Annotated in this window: 13 protein-coding genes; 5 read left to right on the top strand and 8 right to left on the bottom strand. The window is 74.3% G+C overall.

Annotation, left to right across the window (positions count from 1 at the left end):
- The first annotated feature begins 48 nt into the window (after positions 1-48).
- Together CO540_RS09535 and CO540_RS09530 are read left to right on the top strand one after the other, a co-directional pair.
- Positions 49-1,707, top strand: a complete 1,659-nt coding sequence (locus CO540_RS09535) for an FAD-dependent oxidoreductase (protein ID WP_099161757.1) — start codon at positions 49-51, stop codon at positions 1,705-1,707.
- 55 nt (positions 1,708-1,762) lie between these two features.
- The gene (locus CO540_RS09530; protein WP_099161756.1) at positions 1,763-3,181 is read left to right on the top strand and encodes an ATP-binding protein; all 1,419 of its coding nucleotides are present in this window, start codon (positions 1,763-1,765) and stop codon (positions 3,179-3,181) included.
- Positions 3,182-3,193: 12 nt separating this feature from the next.
- On the opposite strand, the gene CO540_RS09525 is transcribed toward CO540_RS09530, so the two are convergent.
- Complete coding sequence (locus CO540_RS09525; protein WP_216642387.1) at positions 3,194-4,021, bottom strand: DUF72 domain-containing protein; 828 nt, start codon at positions 4,019-4,021, stop codon at positions 3,194-3,196.
- A 133-nt stretch (positions 4,022-4,154) separates the two neighbouring features.
- On the opposite strand from CO540_RS09525, the gene CO540_RS09520 reads away from it, so the two are divergent.
- Positions 4,155-4,580 carry a VOC family protein gene (locus tag CO540_RS09520; protein WP_091583820.1) on the top strand — a complete coding sequence of 142 codons (426 nt, stop codon included), beginning with the start codon at positions 4,155-4,157 and terminating at the stop codon, positions 4,578-4,580.
- 42 nt (positions 4,581-4,622) lie between these two features.
- Here CO540_RS09520 and CO540_RS09515 read toward each other — a convergent pair whose 3' ends face one another.
- The 4 genes from CO540_RS09515 to CO540_RS09500 form a co-directional block, all read right to left on the bottom strand.
- Positions 4,623-5,615: a GGDEF domain-containing protein gene (locus CO540_RS09515; protein WP_099161754.1), complete on the bottom strand. Its 993-nt coding sequence runs from the start codon at positions 5,613-5,615 to the stop codon at positions 4,623-4,625.
- Positions 5,616-5,848: 233 nt separating this feature from the next.
- Positions 5,849-6,820, bottom strand: a complete 972-nt coding sequence (locus tag CO540_RS09510) for a phosphotransferase family protein (protein WP_099161753.1) — start codon at positions 6,818-6,820, stop codon at positions 5,849-5,851.
- Positions 6,817-7,422 carry a peptide chain release factor H gene (gene prfH, locus CO540_RS09505; RefSeq protein ID WP_099161752.1) on the bottom strand — a complete coding sequence of 202 codons (606 nt, stop codon included), beginning with the start codon at positions 7,420-7,422 and terminating at the stop codon, positions 6,817-6,819. Before prfH ends, CO540_RS09510 begins: the two co-directional genes overlap by 4 nt.
- A complete protein-coding gene (locus CO540_RS09500) occupies positions 7,419-8,567 on the bottom strand; it encodes an RNA ligase RtcB family protein (protein ID WP_099161751.1) in 1,149 nt (382 codons plus the stop codon). Before CO540_RS09500 ends, prfH begins: the two co-directional genes overlap by 4 nt.
- 203 nt (positions 8,568-8,770) lie before the next feature.
- Between CO540_RS09500 and CO540_RS09495 the strand changes: the two genes are divergently transcribed.
- Positions 8,771-9,526, top strand: a complete 756-nt coding sequence (locus CO540_RS09495) for a peptidylprolyl isomerase (RefSeq protein WP_099161750.1) — start codon at positions 8,771-8,773, stop codon at positions 9,524-9,526.
- Positions 9,527-9,588: 62 nt separating this feature from the next.
- Positions 9,589-10,566, top strand: coding sequence for a DUF2804 domain-containing protein (locus CO540_RS09490; RefSeq protein ID WP_099161749.1), 978 nt, complete (start codon positions 9,589-9,591; stop codon positions 10,564-10,566).
- 49 nt (positions 10,567-10,615) lie between these two features.
- Here CO540_RS09490 and CO540_RS09485 read toward each other — a convergent pair whose 3' ends face one another.
- The 3 genes from CO540_RS09485 to CO540_RS09475 all read right to left on the bottom strand — a co-directional run bounded on the left by CO540_RS09485 (position 10,616) and on the right by CO540_RS09475 (position 16,176).
- A complete protein-coding gene (locus tag CO540_RS09485; protein WP_099161748.1) occupies positions 10,616-11,989 on the bottom strand; it encodes a glycosyl hydrolase family 18 protein in 1,374 nt (457 codons plus the stop codon).
- Positions 11,990-12,093: 104 nt separating this feature from the next.
- The gene (locus CO540_RS09480) at positions 12,094-13,770 is read right to left on the bottom strand and encodes a discoidin domain-containing protein (RefSeq protein WP_099161747.1); all 1,677 of its coding nucleotides are present in this window, start codon (positions 13,768-13,770) and stop codon (positions 12,094-12,096) included.
- A 144-nt stretch (positions 13,771-13,914) separates the two neighbouring features.
- Positions 13,915-16,176 carry a catalase gene (locus tag CO540_RS09475; RefSeq protein WP_099161746.1) on the bottom strand — a complete coding sequence of 754 codons (2,262 nt, stop codon included), beginning with the start codon at positions 16,174-16,176 and terminating at the stop codon, positions 13,915-13,917.
- Between the last annotated feature and the right edge of the window lie 28 nt (positions 16,177-16,204).

The following is a 16,204-nucleotide window of genomic DNA, read 5'->3' as shown; positions in this document are numbered from 1 at the left end:
ACCGGGCGGGTGGTGCGGGTCGGCCGCCGGTGGTGCTTAAGTGGGGCCATGCCCAACCCCGCGATCCTCACCGTCGACGACGACCCGGCCGTCTCCCGGGCGGTCGCCCGCGACATCCGGCGCCGCTACGGCGACCGCTACCGGGTGGTCCGCGCCGACTCCGCCGAGGCGGCCCTGGACGCGCTGCGCGAGTTGAGGCTGCGCGGCGAGCAGGTGGCGGTGCTGATCGCCGACTACCGGATGCCGCAGATGAACGGCATCGAGTTCCTCGAGGCCGCGATGGACCTCTTCCCCACCGCGCGCCGGGTGCTGCTCACCGCGTACGCCGACACCGACGCCGCGATCAACGCGATCAACGTGGTCGACCTCGACCACTACCTGCTCAAGCCGTGGCACCCGCCGGAGGAGAAGCTCTACCCGGTGCTGGACCAACTGCTGGAGGCGTGGACGGCCGACGGCGCCACCACCACCCCCGAGCTGCGCGTGGTCGGGCACCGCTGGTCGGCGCCGTCGTTCACGGCCCGGGACTTCCTGGCCCGCAACCTGGTGCCGTTCCGCTGGGTGCCCGCCGACGAGCCGGAGGGCGCCGGGCTGCTCACCGCCGCGGGCGTCACCGCGAACGACGTACCCCTGGTGGTGACCGCGGACGGCAAGTCGCTGGTGCAGCCGTCGACGGCCGACCTGGCCGCGCAGGTCGGGCTGGCCACCACTCCGGCGGCCGAGTTCTACGACCTGGTGGTGGTCGGCGCCGGCCCGGCCGGGCTCGGCGCCGCCGTCTACGGCGCCTCCGAAGGGCTGCGAACGGTGCTGATCGAGCGGCGGGCCACCGGCGGGCAGGCCGGGCAGAGCAGCCGGATCGAGAACTACCTCGGCTTCCCGGACGGGGTCTCCGGCGCCCAGCTCACCGACCGGGCCCGCCGGCAGGCGCTGCGGTTCGGCGCGGAGCTGCTCAGCGCGCGCGAGGTGGTGTCGCTGGAGGACGCGGGCGGGGCGCGGGTGCTGCGGTTCAGCGACGGCAGCAGCGTCGCCGCGCACACGGTGGTGCTCGCCACCGGTGTCTCCTACCGGATGCTGCCGGCGCCCGGGCTGGCCGAGCTGACCGGCCGGGGCTGCTTCTACGGCTCGGTGGCCAGCGAGGCGCCGAGCTGCTCGGGGTCGGACGTGTACATCGTCGGTGGGGCGAACTCGGCCGGCCAGGCCGCCGTGCACTTCTCCCGCTACGCCCGCCGGGTGCATCTGCTGATCCGCGGCGAGGACCTGACCCGGTCGATGTCCAGCTACCTGATCGAGCAGATCGCCCGGATCGACACCATCGAGGTGCACCCGTGCACCGAGGTGGTCGGCGGCGCCGGCGGCGAGCACCTGGAACGGGTGACGCTGCGGGACGTGCGCACCGGCGCGACCCGCGAGGTGGAGACCTCCTGGCTGTTCGTGTTCATCGGCGCCGAGCCGCGCACCGACTGGCTCGGCGGCGCGGTCGCCCGCGACGGCCGGGGCTTCGTGCTCACCGGCCCGGACCTGACCCGGGGCGGGCGTCGGCCGCCGGGCTGGGCGTTGCCGCGCGACCCCTACCACCTGGAGTCCAGCATGCCGGGCGTGTTCGCCGCCGGGGACGTGCGGGCCGACTCGGTCAAGCGGGTGGCCTCGGCCGTGGGCGAGGGCGCGATGGCGGTCTCGCTGGTGCACCGCTATTTGGAGGCCCAGTGAGCGCGAGGAGTGAGCCGGGTTTGCGAGCCCCGCAGTCGCGAACGAAGGAGGCCCAGTGACCACGGACAGGCTCACCGTCGACGAGCTGCGGCGGCTCTTCCTGTTCGAGTCGCTCACCCCGGAGCAGCTGTCCCACCTGGCCGAGCACGGCCGGGTGGAGCGGCGCCGCGCCGGCGAGCCGGTCTACGTCGAGGGCGAGCCGGCGAGCTGCTTCTACGTGCTGCTCGACGGCACGGTCGCCATGCACCGCCGGGTCCAGGGCGACGAGGTGGAGCTGAGCCGGACCAGCCAGCCCGGCGTCTACGGCGGCGCGATGCAGGCGTACGTCGGGGACCCGGCCGAGCAGCGCTACCTGAACAGCCTCCGCGCGGTCACCGACTGCGCGGTGTTCGCCCTGCCGGCGGCGGTCATCGCGGACGCCATGCGCGGCTGGTTCCCGATGGCCACCCACCTGCTGGAGGGGCTGTTCGTCGGGATGCGCAACACGCAGACCATCGTCGGCGAACGGGAACGGCTGCTGGCCCTGGGCGCGCTGTCGGCCGGGCTCACCCACGAGCTGAACAACCCGGCGGCGGCCGCCGTGCGGGCCACCTCGGCGCTGCGCGGGCGGGTCGCGAAGATGCGGCACAAGCTCGCCATGATCGCCGACGGGCGGTTGGACGGGCGGCGGCTGCACGACCTGGTCGCCCTCCAGGAGGAGGCGGTGAAGCGGGCCGCCGCCGCGCCGGGCCTGTCGCCGCTGGCGGCCAGCGACGCCGAGGACGAGCTGGCCGACTGGCTCGACGACCACGGCGTACGGGGGGCCTGGGAGCTGGCCCCGACGCTGGTCGCGGGCGGCATCGACAGCGGGTGGCTCGCCCAGGTCGACGCGGCGGTCGGCGGCGACGACCTGGAGTCGGCGGTCCACTGGATCACCTACACCATCGACACCGAGCTGCTGATGGGCGAGATCGACGACGCGGTGACCCGGGTCTCCGGGCTGGTCGGGGCCGCCAAGCAGTACTCCCAACTCGACCGTGCGCCCTACCAGACGGTGGACGTGCACGACCTGCTCGACGCCACGCTGGTCATGCTCCAGGCGAAGGTGCCGGCGGGCGTGCGGGTGGTCAAGGAGTACGACCGGAGCCTGCCCGCCGTGCCGGCGTACGCCGCCGAACTCAACCAGGTGTGGACCAACCTCATCGACAACGCGCTCGCCGCGATGGCGGGCGAGGGCACGCTGACGGTCCGGACCGGGCGCACCGAGGACCGGCTGACCGTCGAGGTCCGGGACACCGGTCCGGGCATCCCGCCGGAGGTGCGGCCGCGCATCTTCGAGCCGTTCTTCACCACCAAGGCGGTCGGCGAGGGCACCGGTCTCGGCCTGGACATCTCGTACCGGATCGTGGTCAACAAGCACCACGGCGACATCCGGGTGCGGTCGGAGCCGGGGGACACCCGGTTCGAGGTGCTGCTGCCGCTGACGCCGGCCTGACCGGCCGGACAGTCAGAACAGCGTCGCCGGGCCGACCGGGGCCGGCTCGGGCAGCGGCGCCACCCCGGGCACCCGGGCGCGCACCTGGTCGTGGAAGCGGCGGGCCAGTTCGGGCGCGTCCGCGTTGTCCGGCGTGTGCACGAACACGGTCGGCGAGCGGCCCTCGCGCAGCCAGGCGGCGACCACGTCGAGCCACGGCTGCCAGCCCTCGACCGTGGTGGCCGGGTCGTCGCGGCCGAGGTAGCGCACCACCGGCCGGTCGGTCAACGCGCGGGTCCGCAGCGGCAGCCGGGGCTTGCGGGTCCACGCCTCCCGCTCCGCGTCGCTGGTCGGCGGCGTCCGGAAGAAGGCGGTGGTGTCGAACGGGACCCACTCCGCGCCGTGCCGGCCGAGCGTGTCCTCCAGCGCCCGCACCGCGCCGGGGTCGGTGAAGAAGGCGGGGTGGCGGACCTCGACGGCGTACCGGTGGGTGGTGGGCAGGGTGCGCAGGAACCGGTCCAGGACGGGCACGTCGTCGGGGGCGAACGCGCCGGGCAGCTGCACCCAGAGCATGTGGGCCCGGGGGCCGAGCGGCTCGACCGCGTCCAGGAACGCCCGCAGGTCGCCCTCGCCGCCGGTGAGCCGGTGCCCGTGCGTGACCGCCTTCGGCAGCTTGGGCAGGAACCGGAAGTCGGGGTCGGTCTGCTCCGCCCAGGACGCGACGGTCTCCCGGCTCGGGGTCGCGTAGAACGTCGTGTTGCCCTCGACCGCGTCGCACCAGCCGGCGTACGCGCGCAGCCGCTCGTGGGCCGGCAACGGGTGCGGCAGGAACCGCCCCGACCAGGACCGGTGCGTCCACATCGCACAGCCCACGTGCAGGCGCATCCGGTGTCCTCCCTCGCCGCGTCGCAGCCGCGCCCACCGTATCCAAGCGCCCGGCGGGCGGATTGGGCCGGGCCCGCCCGGGGCAGGAGGAGGTCCGGAGGTGGTGACGGTGACCGACGGACCGGGTCTGCGGCTGTGCCAGGTGGTGCTCGACTGCACCGACGCACGGGCCCTGGCCGAGTTCTACCGCGCGCTGCTGGGCCTGGTCTACCGGCCCGGGGACGAACCCCCGGCGGCCGGGGAGCCCGACGGGCGGGGCCGTGACTGGCTGGTGCTGCGGACCTCGGAGGGCGCCCCGCAGCTGGCGTTCCAGCAGGTCGAGCGGTTGCCGGCGGCGACCTGGCCGGAGGGGGAGGTGCCGCAGCAGCTGCACCTCGACCTGACCGTGCCGTCAGTGGCGGAACTGGACCGGCAGCACGAGCGGGTGCTCGCGCTCGGCGGCCGGCTGCTGCTGGACCGCGTCGACGACCCGGACGAGCCGTTGCGGGTCTACGCCGACCCGGCCGGTCACCCGTTCTGCGTCTTCGTCGCCTGACCCGGAGCCCTCCACCCGGCCGGGTCCGCAGCCGGGGCGTGGTCAGCCGCGTCCGCCGCCGTCGGCGAGCAGCCGGCCGCCGGCGCGTCCGCGCTGCTGTTTGACCCGGTAGAGCCGCTGGTCGGCGGCGTGCAGGAGCCGGTCCAGGGTGTCGCCGTCAAAGGGCGCGGTGGCGGTGCCGACGCTGACCGAGGTGAGCGGGCGCAGCGTCGCCTCGATCCGCGCCGCCGTCGAGCGGGCCGCCTCCGTGTCGGCGTCGGCGAGCACCACCACGAACTCGTCGCCCCCGATGCGGGCGATGGCGTCCCCGCCGCGCAGCACCTCGCGCGTCGCGGCCACCACCCGACGCAGCAGGTCGTCCCCGGCGGCGTGCCCGAGACGGTCGTTGACCAGCTTGAAGTCGTCCAGGTCGAGGCAGAGCAGCGACGGGCCGGGCCGACAGCCCGCGCGGAACAGGAAGCGGGCCAGTTCGGCCAGGCCGCGCCGGTTCAGCGCGCCGGTGAGCGGGTCCAGCGACGCCAGCGCCCGCAGCTGGGACCGCTGCCGGGCCAGCGCCCGGGTCTGGGTGGAGCAGACCGAGACGAGCACCAGCATGCCGGCGAGGTAGACGAAGACGTGCCCGCGCGGCGCGGGTGGCCCGGCGACGGCGACCAGGAGGTAGGTGCCGAGGATGAGCACCTCGAAGCCGAGCATCAGGCGCAGCTGCGGGGTGTAGCTGGCGACGAAGACGGCGGTGGTGACGAAGCCCAGCGCCGCGGGGGAGGAGACCCCGCCGTCGCCGAGCGCGCCCACCGCGGCCACCACCAGCGTGATCAGCAGCAGCGTGGAGGAGACCCGGTAGCTCCAGGTCTTCGACGTCACCCGGGTCGCGACCCACGAGCCCGCGACGCCGGCGACCAGACCGCAGCCGTACGCCCCGAGCATCAGCGGCCGGTGCGGCTCGGCGAGCGTCGTCAGGCAGTAGACGACGGCGACGGCGTGCGACACGGCGTGCAGCGCCGCGCTGAGCAGCGTGCGTCGGCGTCGCTCGGTCATCGGACGGCCCGCCGGGGCGGGTGTCGGCCGGGCGCCCCGGTGCGGGCACGGGCTCGGGCGACCGGCCCGCCCCCGCTGACGGCCGGTGTGGACGACACGCGCGCGGGGCAGCTCGCCACGTCGAAATTCAATGACCGGGCCGCCCGGTCGTCAAGAGGCGAACCGTTCATCAGGCGTTCATCGGTGCGAAATGAGACGGTGCCGTGACCTGCGGGTCACCATGCGTGAGCCGCTCAGAGCACGGAGAGCGCCGCGGCGATGTTCCGGTCGGCCAGCTCGCGCATCCACCGCCGGTCCGGGAAGTCGGTCCCGGCGATCCGCAGTGGACCCTCGATCAACGACAGCACCTGCGCGTACCGGTAGAACTCCAGCCGGTCGGCGTCGAGCGCGACCGGCCGCAGCGCCGGGTACGCGCCGCCGAAACGCAGCCGGAGCCAGGCGTGCTCCCACTCGACGTCGAACCAGGTCAGACCCTCGAAGTCGATCATCACCGGTTCGCCGGCCGGCGTGACGAGGACGTGGTCCGGGCCCAGCTCGCCGTGCACCAGCGCGTACGCCCGTCGCGGCGCCACCCGCTCCCGCAGCTCGCGCAGGTGGGCGGCGATCCGGTCCCGCGCCGCCGCCGGCCGGGGGTCCCGGGCGGCGGCCCCGTCGAGGTGCGCCAACGCCCGGTCCAGGACGACGTCCTCGGCCGCCCGCGCGACGGAGGCCCCCGGCGCGTCGGTGAGCCGGCCGTACCGGGGGCCGGCCGTGGTGTGCATCCGCCGCAGCGCGTGCCCGAGCCGGGCCAGTGGCGCGGCGGCCCGGACCGGGTCGCGGGCCAGCAACGCCTCCAGCGTCACCCCGCCGGCGTCCTCGACCAGCGCGACATCGGCGTCGAGGTGACGCCCGGTGCGGTCCACCGCGATCAGGCGCGGTACGCGCACCCCGGCGGCGGTGAGCGCGGCGTGGTTGGTGGCGAACAGGTCCGCCCCCGACGCCTCGGTGAACGGGTCGTCCGGGACCGTCGCCGACTCCGGCCAGTAGTTCTCCGCCGCCGACCAGACGTAGAGGACCACCGACCCGCCGTCGTCGAGCCCGATCCGGTACACGCCCTTGCGGGTCCCGCCGGTGAGCCGGTCCAGCGCGGTGACCCGCCGATCCGGGCCCAGCCGGTCGCGGACCAGGTCGCGGACGTCGTCGCGCCGCAGGAACGCCCGGGTCACGGTCGTTCCACCCGGACCGGGTCGCCCCGGACCAGCTCGTCGTGGATCCGCCAACGCGCCGTCGTGCCGGCGCGCCGGGCCGCGTCGTCGCCCTCGGCGAGCCGCCGCCGCAGCAGGTCGACGGCGATCCGCCGGTTGAGGTGCAGGTGCCGTTCGGTGTCCACCACCACGGTCAGGCCGGACGGGCGGTGGGTCGCGCGGACGGCGGTGCTGGCCTTGTTCCGGTGCTGGCCGCCCGGTCCGCCGGTGCGGCACGGCACGATCGCGACGTCCGCCTCGCGGAACGGGGTCGCCGCCACGTCGGCCCGGTGCGGCCGGGCGGTGACGTACCAGTTCTTCCGCCCGTGCCCCGGACGGTAGGGGCTGGCCGCCTGCCAGCAGAGCGTGCCGGTCCAACCGGCGGCGAACTCCTCCGCGCCCGCACCGCTGATCCGGACCAGCACGGACCGGTGGGTGCCCGGGCGCTCACCGGGCACCGTCTCGACCCGGACCACGCGCAGGCCGCGCCGGGCGGCGTCGGCCTCCAGGCGGGACAGCAGCCGGGCCAGCGCCCACGCGCACTCCTGCGGTCCGCGCCCGGCGGACAGGAACAGCTCCGTCACCGCCGGCTCCGGCGGCGACCCGCGCCGACGTCCGGGGTCTTGTAGGTGACCAGCGGCACCGTGGTGGTGACCGGGGTGGCCAGGTCGTGCGCCACCAGGTCCCCGATCACCTGCTCGATGCGCTTGTAGGCGGTGGGCGCCTCCTCGAACAGCAGCTGACGGTCGCCGCACACCACCAGCGACCCGACCGGCGTACGGCGCAGCTCCTCCACGGTGTGCTTGGCCCGGCCGCGGCGCAGCGCGTCGGCCCGGGACATCTTCCGGCCGGCGCCGTGCGCGACCGAGTGGTTGGCGTCCGCGCCGGCGTGCGCGGCCACCAGGTAGGACGGTGTGCCCCGGGTGCCGGCGACCAGCACGTCCCGGCCGTCGCCCGGGGCCGCGCCCTTGCGGTGCAGGTAGCGCCCGTCGCGGATGTCGACCAGGTTGTGGCACTGGTCGACGACCGGCTCGGTCGGCTCGGCGCCCAGCGCGTACGCGACCCGGGCCGCGAGCAGCCGCCGGTTGAGCGAGCCCCACCGGACCGCCGCGTCGTGCCGGGCCAGGTAGGCGTCCGGGTCGGGCGCGGGGCCCGCCCCGTGCCGCTCGGTGTGCTCGCGCAGGATCCGCTCGCCCAGCCCGCGCGACCCGGAGTGCACCACCAGCACCAGGTCGCCGGTGGCCAGGCCGATGCGGTCGGCGTGCTCCGGCGCGAGGATCGGGCCGACGCGCGCCAGCTCGACGAAGTGGTTGCCGCGCCCGACCGTGCCGAGGCCGTCCAGGTGGCCGGCGGGCACGTCCCCGGCCAGCACCGACCAGGCCGGGTCGTCGGCGTCCCGCTCCGGGTCGAGGGCGCGGTCCAGGTCCGGGAACCGGGCGGCCAGTCGTTCGGGTACGGCCCGCCGCAGCGCGATCGGGAACACCGCGATGCCGCACCCGATGTCGGAGCCGACCAGGAACGGGTAGAGCACCGTCGACGCCATCGCGGCGCCGATCGGCGCGCCCTTGCCGGGGTGCAGGTCCGGCATGGCGGCCACGTGCGCCATGCCGTCCAGCGCGGCGACCTGGTGGCACTGGTCCAGCGCGGCGGACTCGATCCAACTGCCGGGGGAGGAGAAGACGGAGACGGTGGCGGGCACGGCGGCCCGCCCGGAGGGGTGCACGGACACAGACGCTCGTTTCTGGGAAGGGCGGAGAGCGGCGAACGGCAGGCGGCTCGGCCTGCGGGCGGGGTGCGGTCCGTCAGAACGTCATGCCGACACCCTCCCGGATCCGGTACGGGACCGGCAACCGACTTTCGCACCGTCGACATCGGGCCACCGGATCCATAGACTCCGGTCTTTCTGGTACCACGAGTCCAGGGAGGACCCACGTGTCGAGCGAAACCCGACCGCACGTCGCCGTACCGCTGCTGGCCCGCCTCGCCGGGGTGGCGGTGACCGCCGCCGCGCTGGTCGCCGCCGGAGGTGTCGCCGCCACCGCGGCGCCGGCCGACCCCGCCCCGACGAAGGGGCCGTGCGCGTACACGCCGACGCCGGACGAGCCGGCCGCCCGGCCGGTGCCGCTGCCGCCCGACCCGCGGCGCACGCCGGACCGGGGGACGGTACGGGTGACCCTGCGCACCAACCAGGGCCCGATCGGGCTGACCCTCGACCGCGAGCAGGCCCCCTGCACGGTGCAGAGCTTCCTGCACCTGACCCGGCACAGGTTCTACGACCGGACGCCCTGCCACCGGCTCACCGCGTACCCGACGTTGAAGGTGTTGCAGTGCGGCGACCCGTCGGGGACCGGCGAGGGCGGCCCGGGCTACCGGTACCGCGACGAGCTGCCCACGGACCTGCCGCCGGCGCCGACCGATCCGACCGGGGTCCGCCGGCTCTACGCCCGCGGCACGCTGGCCATGGCGAACGCCGGCCCGGACACCAACGGCAGCCAGTTCTTCCTGGTCCAGTCCGACTCGGCGCTGCGCCCGAACTACACCGTCTTCGGCCAGATCGACGCGGCCGGGCTGGCCACGCTGGACCGGATCGCGGCCGGTGGCATCGCGGCCACCCCGGAGGACCCGGCGCCGGTCGACGGCGCGCCGGCCCTGCCGGTGGAGATCTGCCGGGCCAAGCGGGGCCGCTGACCGCCGGTGGCCCGGCGGAACGGCCGACGCCGGTCCGCCGGGCCGCCCGGTAGCCTGCGGCGATGACGCACGAGCGGGAGATCACCGAGCCGGTCGACCTGTGCCGGCCGGACGGCCGGCTGAACCCGGCGGCGGTCGGCTGGAGCCGGCGCCCCCTGCACCGGTCCCACCTGCGCGGCTGGGGTCGGGCCAAGCGGTGGGAGCACTGGGGCGTGGTCACCCCGACACACGTCCTCGGCCTGGTCGCGTCCTCGCTGGACTACGCCGGCGTGCAGAGCCTCTACCTGCTCGACCGGCGCACCCGCCGGGAGACCGTCGCCGAGGCGGTCGTGCCGTTCGCCCGGGGTACGGAGTTCCCACCGGTCAGCGGCGCCGGCCGGGTCCGGGCCCGCGGCGGCGGGCTGACCATCGACATCGACCAGGGGGTCGACGGCAGCACCGTGCGGGCCACGGCGCCCGGCGTCGAGGTCGACCTGGTGGTGCCGCTGCCGCCGGGGCACGAGTCGCTCGGCGTGGTGGTGCCGTGGAGCACCCGCCGGTTCCAGTACACGGTCAAGGACGTCGGCCGCCCGGTACGGGGCTCGATCCGCACCGACGGCACGGACCACCCGGTCGGCGCCGACTCGTTCGCGGTGCTCGACCACGGGCGCGGCAAGTGGCCGTACGCGGTGCGCTGGAACTGGGCGGCCGGCTGCGGCCCGGGTCGCGCGATCCAGCTCGGCGGGAAGTGGACCGACGGCACCGGTTCGACCGAGAACGCGGTCTTCGTCGACGGCCGGTTGCACAAGATCGGCGCCGATCTCACCTGGCGCTACGACCGGTCCGACTGGCTGCGGCCGTGGCGGATCACCGGCGACCGGGTGGACGTCACGTTCCACCCGTTCCACGAGCGGGTGGCGCGCACCAACCTGCTCGTGCTGGCCGGGGAGACGCACCAGTGCTTCGGGCACTTCACCGGCTGGGCGGCCACCGACGACGGCGAGCGCGTCGACCTCGACGGCCTGACCGGCTGGGCCGAGGAGGCGCGCAACCGCTGGTGACACGCGTCCCCGCCACACCGGCACGGTGCGGCGGGGACGTGTCGGGCGGTCAGGCCGGCAGCCGCCAGACCTGGTTGGCGCCGCCGAAGCAGTCCCAGATCTGCAGCCGGGTGCCGTCGGCGGAGCTGTTGCCGGTGGCGTCCAGGCACCGGTTGGACACCGGGTTGCGCAGCGTGCCGTTGCTCTGCGCCTGCCAGACCTGGGCGGCGGTGCCGTTGCAGTCCCAGAGCTGGATCTTCGTGCCGTTCGCGGTGCCGGCGCTGGTGACGTCGAGGCACTTGCCCAGCGCCCGCAGCGTGCCGTCGCCGGCCACGGTCCAGTTCTGCGCGGCGGTGCCGTTGCAGCCGTAGAGCTGGATCGCGGTGCCGTTGGCGGTGCCCGCGGCGGCGACGTCGACGCACTTGCCGGCGATGCCGGTGATCGGCCCGGTGCGCCCGGACGGGGGCGGCGTGCCGCCGCCGGTGGCCGTGTCGTAGATCGCGCCGACCAGTGAGGTCGAGCCGGTGGTGTCCTGCGACAGCTCCCAGTTCATCATGCCGCCGGCGTTCGCCATGGCCCACTGCGTCTTGCGCCTGACGGTCGGGACGCCGTTGTAGCACTGCTGCGCGCCACCGGCGGTGGTGCAGTCCCGGTTGGCGTTGGCCGGGTCCATGCCGACCAGCGCGGCGTAGGTGTAGTAGCCGGGCCGGCTGTAGAACGGCACGCCGAGCACCACCTTGGCCGCCGGCAGGCCGCGTGCCTTCCACCCGTTGACCGCGGCGATCGACCAGTCGTAGTTGGCGTGCGGGCTGCCGCCGTCGTACGCCATGATGTTGAGCCAGTCGACCGAGCCGAAGACGGCGGTCGGGACGCCGGTGACGTAGTAGCCCTCGGCGACCACCGCGGCGGTGAGCAGCTTGCCCCGGCTGTGCAGGGCGCTGCCGAGCTGTTGCATCAGCAGCGTGTAGTTGTTGGCCGACGTGCCCGGGTCGGGATACTCCCAGTCGATGTCGACGCCGTCGAGGTTGTACTGGTTGACGAAGGCGACCACGTTGTTCACGAACGCGCCGCGAGCGCCGGAGGTGGCGGCGAGCGCCTCGAACGCGGAGTCGTCGCCGTCGTTCCAGCCGCCGATCGCGATGGAGACCTTCACGTTGTTGGCGTGCCCGAGCGAGACCAGCGAGGAGAGCTTGCTCGGGTTCTCCACCGCGCGCAGGCTGCCGTCGCCGTTGGGCAGCACGAAGGCGTAGTTGACGTGGGTGAGCTTGCCGTACTGGACGGTGTTGACGCTGCCGCTCCAGGACGGCAGGTAGCCGACGCTCTTGAAGTTTCCGGGCAGCACGACCGCCTCGGCGGCGGACGGGGCGAGGGTGAGGGTGGCGGCGGTGGTGGCCAGCGCGAGCGCACCGGCGGCGAGGCGGCGCCGGAGGTGGGGTCTGGGCATCGAGGGGGCCTTCCCGGGGGACGGGGGTGGACAGGGGGTCTTCCTCGAGGTGGACCAAATATTAAAGAGTATTAACTAAGCCGTCAACGATGTGCGTCGATGAACTACCCGGCGTACGCGGACAGGTGCGCGAGCTGCCCCGCCGGCCAGCCGGTGTTGGCGGTGAACCGCACCCGCAGGTGGCGGACGGAGGTGGCGGAGAGGGTCACCGTCGCCTCGTTGCCGGTCGCCGGGTCGAAGCGGACGCCGGTCGGCCCGGTGAGCGTGGCGAAGTCGGCGCCGTCGACGCTGCCCTGCACGGACAGCGTCTGGGTCCGGGCCTCCCACCCGGGCGGCAGCGCGAGCACCAGGCGGGTGACCGGGTGGCTCGCGCCCAGGTCGACCTGCCACCACTGGGGAAACGCGCCGTTCGCCGACTCCCAGTAGCTGCCCCGGTCGCCGTCGACGACGTTGCCGGCGCCGTACGGGCCGTTCTGCTGGCTGCTCGCGGTCGCCGGCCGGCCGGCCGCCAGGTCGTCGGCGGGTGGCTGCCCACCCCCGACCACCGGCGGGGTGGGGCGCGTCGCGGTGAGCGCCAACTGTCCCTTGAGCATCCGTCCGCCGTCGGCGGTGATCCGCAGGTAGTAGTCGGCCGAGCAGGCGGTGCCGTCCTCGTCGAGGGCCCGGATCCCCACGCCCGCCGGGGTGGTCGCGCCGGTCTCGCTCGTCTTGGCGATCTGGTTGCCCTCGTTGAACTCGTCGAACATCGACACGTAGAGGCCGTGGGCGCCGAGCCGCACCATGTTGTACAGGTGCCGCCAGTAGAAGTCGCCGTGCCGTCGGTGCCCGGCGGACAGGTCGCCGGGCATCACGCAGGGCTGGTAGTCGATGCCGTGGGCGGCGCAGTCGGCCAGGTCGGGGACGTTGACGTTGTCGTGGAACCAGTCCAGCCCGTCGAGCGAGCCGGTGCGCCCGACCATCCACGGCGACAGCATGTCGAACGCCCGGTAGACGTCGCCGAAGCCGGGCCGGGAGTCGTTGATCCCCTGCCGCCAGTAGGTGGGCACCCCGCCGATCACGTAGCAGCCCTGCGCCCTGAGCCACCGCACCACGTCCAGGCAGGCGGCGGGGGCGAAGGGGCGGCCGTCGTCGGCGAAGCCGAATCCCCACACGCAGACGACCGGCCGGCCGTTCTGCCGGGCGTACGCCGGTGACGCGGTGTGCGCCGACATCCGGGTGGCCCAGTCCTCCTTGAGCTGCGACTGCATGGCCGTCCAGCCGGTGACGTCGTACATGACGTAGAACGTGCGGCCGAAGCGTTCGGCCGCCGACCGGACCTTCGCCGCCATGGCGTCGCGGGTCGGCCCCTCGTCGCCGAACGGGTTGAACCGTTGCAGCGCGGCGGTGTCGCAGCCGTGCTCTCGCATCCAGCGGAAGTGGGTGTCCACGGTCTGCTGGTCGTAGGAGGAGAAGAGCGTGGCCGGTCGGCCGTCACCGCGGTTCGGGTACGCGGTGGCGTAGCCGCGGTCGTACTCGCGCATGTCCGGCCAGGAGACGATGGTCGTGTTGGCCGGTGAGGGGGACTGGAACCGGTCCCGGCTCCAGTGCCACCAGCCGCCGATCGGGGCGCCGTCACCGGGGCAGCTGAACCAGCCCTGGTAGCCGACGGTGACCTTCCCGACCACGTCGCCCGGCGGGCTGGCGGCGGCGGCCGGAGCGGGGGGAAGCGCGAGGTCGGGGAGCACGGCGAGCGCGGATCCGGCGAGCGCGGACCGGATCAGGGTGCGGCGGGAGGGCGCCATGGGACCGTTCCTTCGGAAGAGAGGGAGAAATCGACGGTCATCATGGCAGTGGGCGACGTCATGCTGCAATACTGAGACAGGTCAATGAAAGAAGCGGCGAGGGACGGCCCGCCCGTGGCGGACCGCCCCTCGCCGGTGCGTCGGTCAGGCGACCGAGGCCGGGAACCGCTCCCAGACCCGGTGCGCCGCCATCAGCCGCTGCACCGACTCCAACGCCTCGGCGCCGGAGCCCTCGGCGACCACGCCCGGCGAACCGGCCACCCCGGTCTGCCGCAGCACCTCCGCGCCGGCGCCCCACGCGCCGATCGCCTTGGCGTGCCGCCACGCCTCCTCGACCAGCAGCAGCACCCGCGGGTCGACGGTGGACGAACCCGTCGCGCCGGCCTTGGCGTCGCGGGCGGGCAGCGCGTCCGGCGCCGGCGCCGGGGCGCCGGCCAGCAGGACCGCGTCGAACTCGACCGAGCGGGCGGTGGCGAACGTGCGCTGCACCGGCAGCCCGCCGACCGTGCCGCCGTGCGCGGCGACCAGCAGCGGCACCATGCCGGCGGCGAACACCGCCCGCCGGACCTCGGCGACGTCGTCCAGGTCGCCGTCCGCGTCGACCACGATGCCGACCATCCGGCCGTCGGCCGGCCACTCCCGGCCGACCTGGGACAGCGCCGGGCTGGGCTGCGCCTCCGCCAGCGGCACGGTGGGCTGCGGCGCGGGCAGGCCCAGACCGGTGGCGACCTGCTCGCACAGCACCGGGTCGATGTTGGCCAGGCTCTGCAGCTGCCGCTCCTTGATCGCCTGGTGGTAGCACTTGCCCAGCTCGAACGTGTACGCCCGGACGATGTGCTCCTTCTCCACCGGCGACATGCTCGCCCAGAAGAGCCGGACCTGGCTGAAGTGGTCGTCGAAGGACGCCGGCGCGGCCCGGACCTTGGGCGCCTCGGCCACCGTCACCGGGACATCCACGAACGCGTGCTCGCGGTCGCCGGCCGGGAACGGGTTGCCGCCGTCGAGCGAGTTCGGCCGGTACGGCGCCACCCCGGCGTGCACCGCCTGCTGGTGGAAGCCGTCGCGGAGCATGTCGTTGACGTCGGCGTGCGGCCGGTTGATCGGGATCTGGGTGAAGTTCGGCCCGCCCAGCCGGGTCAGCTGCGTGTCCAGGTACGAGAAGAGCCGGCCCTGCAACAGCGGGTCGTTGGTGACGTCGATGCCGGGCGGCAGGTGGCCCACGTGGAACGCCACCTGCTCGGTCTCGGCGAAGAAGTTGCGCGGGGTCCGGTTGAGCGTGAGCCGGCCGATCGGCTGCACCGGCGCCAGCTCCTCCGGCACGATCTTCGTCGGGTCGAGCAGGTCGATCCCGGCGAACGTCTCCTCCGGGGTGTCCGGGAAGACCTGGATGCCCAGCTCCCACTCCGGGTACGCGCCGGCCTCGATGGCGTCGTAGAGGTCGCGGCGGTGGAAGTCCGGGTCGATCCCGTTGATCAGCTGCGCCTCCTCCCACTCCAGCGAGTGCGCGCCGAGCTTCGGCTTCCAGTGGAACTTGACCAGCACCGTCGCGCCGGCTTCGTTCACCAGGCGGAAGGTGTGCACGCCGAAGCCCTCCATGGTCCGGTAGGACCGCGGGATGCCCCGGTCGGACATGTTCCAGATGGTGTGGTGCTGCGCCTCGGTGTGCAGCGAGACGAAGTCCCAGAACGTGTCGTGCGCGCTCTGCGCCTGCGGGATCTCCCGGTCCGGGTGCGGCTTGCCGGCGTGGATGATGTCCGGGAACTTGATCGCGTCCTGGATGAAGAAGACCGGCATGTTGTTGCCGACCAGGTCGAACGTGCCCTCGTCGGTGTAGAACTTGGTGGCGAAGCCCCGGGTGTCGCGCACCGTGTCGGCCGACCCGCGCGAGCCCAGCACGGTGGAGAAGCGGACGAAGACCGGCGTCTCCCGGCCCTTCTTCAGGAACCCGGCGCGGGTGACCTCCTCGGCGGTGCCGTAGGCGACGAACACGCCGTGCGCGCCGGCGCCCCGGGCGTGCACCACCCGCTCCGGGATCCGCTCGTGGTCGAAGTGCATGATCTTTTCGCGCAGGTGGTGGTCCTGCAACAGCACCGGACCGCGGGGCCCGGCCTTCAGCGAGTGGTCGGTGTCGCGCAGTCGCGCACCGTTGGCGGTGGTGAGATACGCCCCCTGCTGTCCCTTGGCGATCTTCGGGACGCCGGTCTCGGCGCCGGTCGGGGTGCGGGTGTCCGGTGCGCCCTGCTCGTCCGTGGGCGGCAGCGGGCCGTGCGGCGCGGTGGGCTCGTCGAGCGACGGCGGCGCGCTGCCCGGCGCGCCCGGCACGTCCGGGGCCAGCGCGTCGCCGACCTTCTCGACGGCGGCTTCGACGACACCCTTGACGACCTGGGCGGGCTTGCTGGATTCCATCAGGACCTGTCCTCCCTGCGGCGAAATG

This window comes from Micromonospora sp. WMMA2032, from assembly GCF_002688545.1.
Taxonomy (GTDB): domain Bacteria; phylum Actinomycetota; class Actinomycetes; order Mycobacteriales; family Micromonosporaceae; genus Micromonospora; species Micromonospora sediminicola.
Note: the sequence above shows the minus strand (reverse complement) of the source record. Positions and strands in the feature narration are given on the sequence as shown.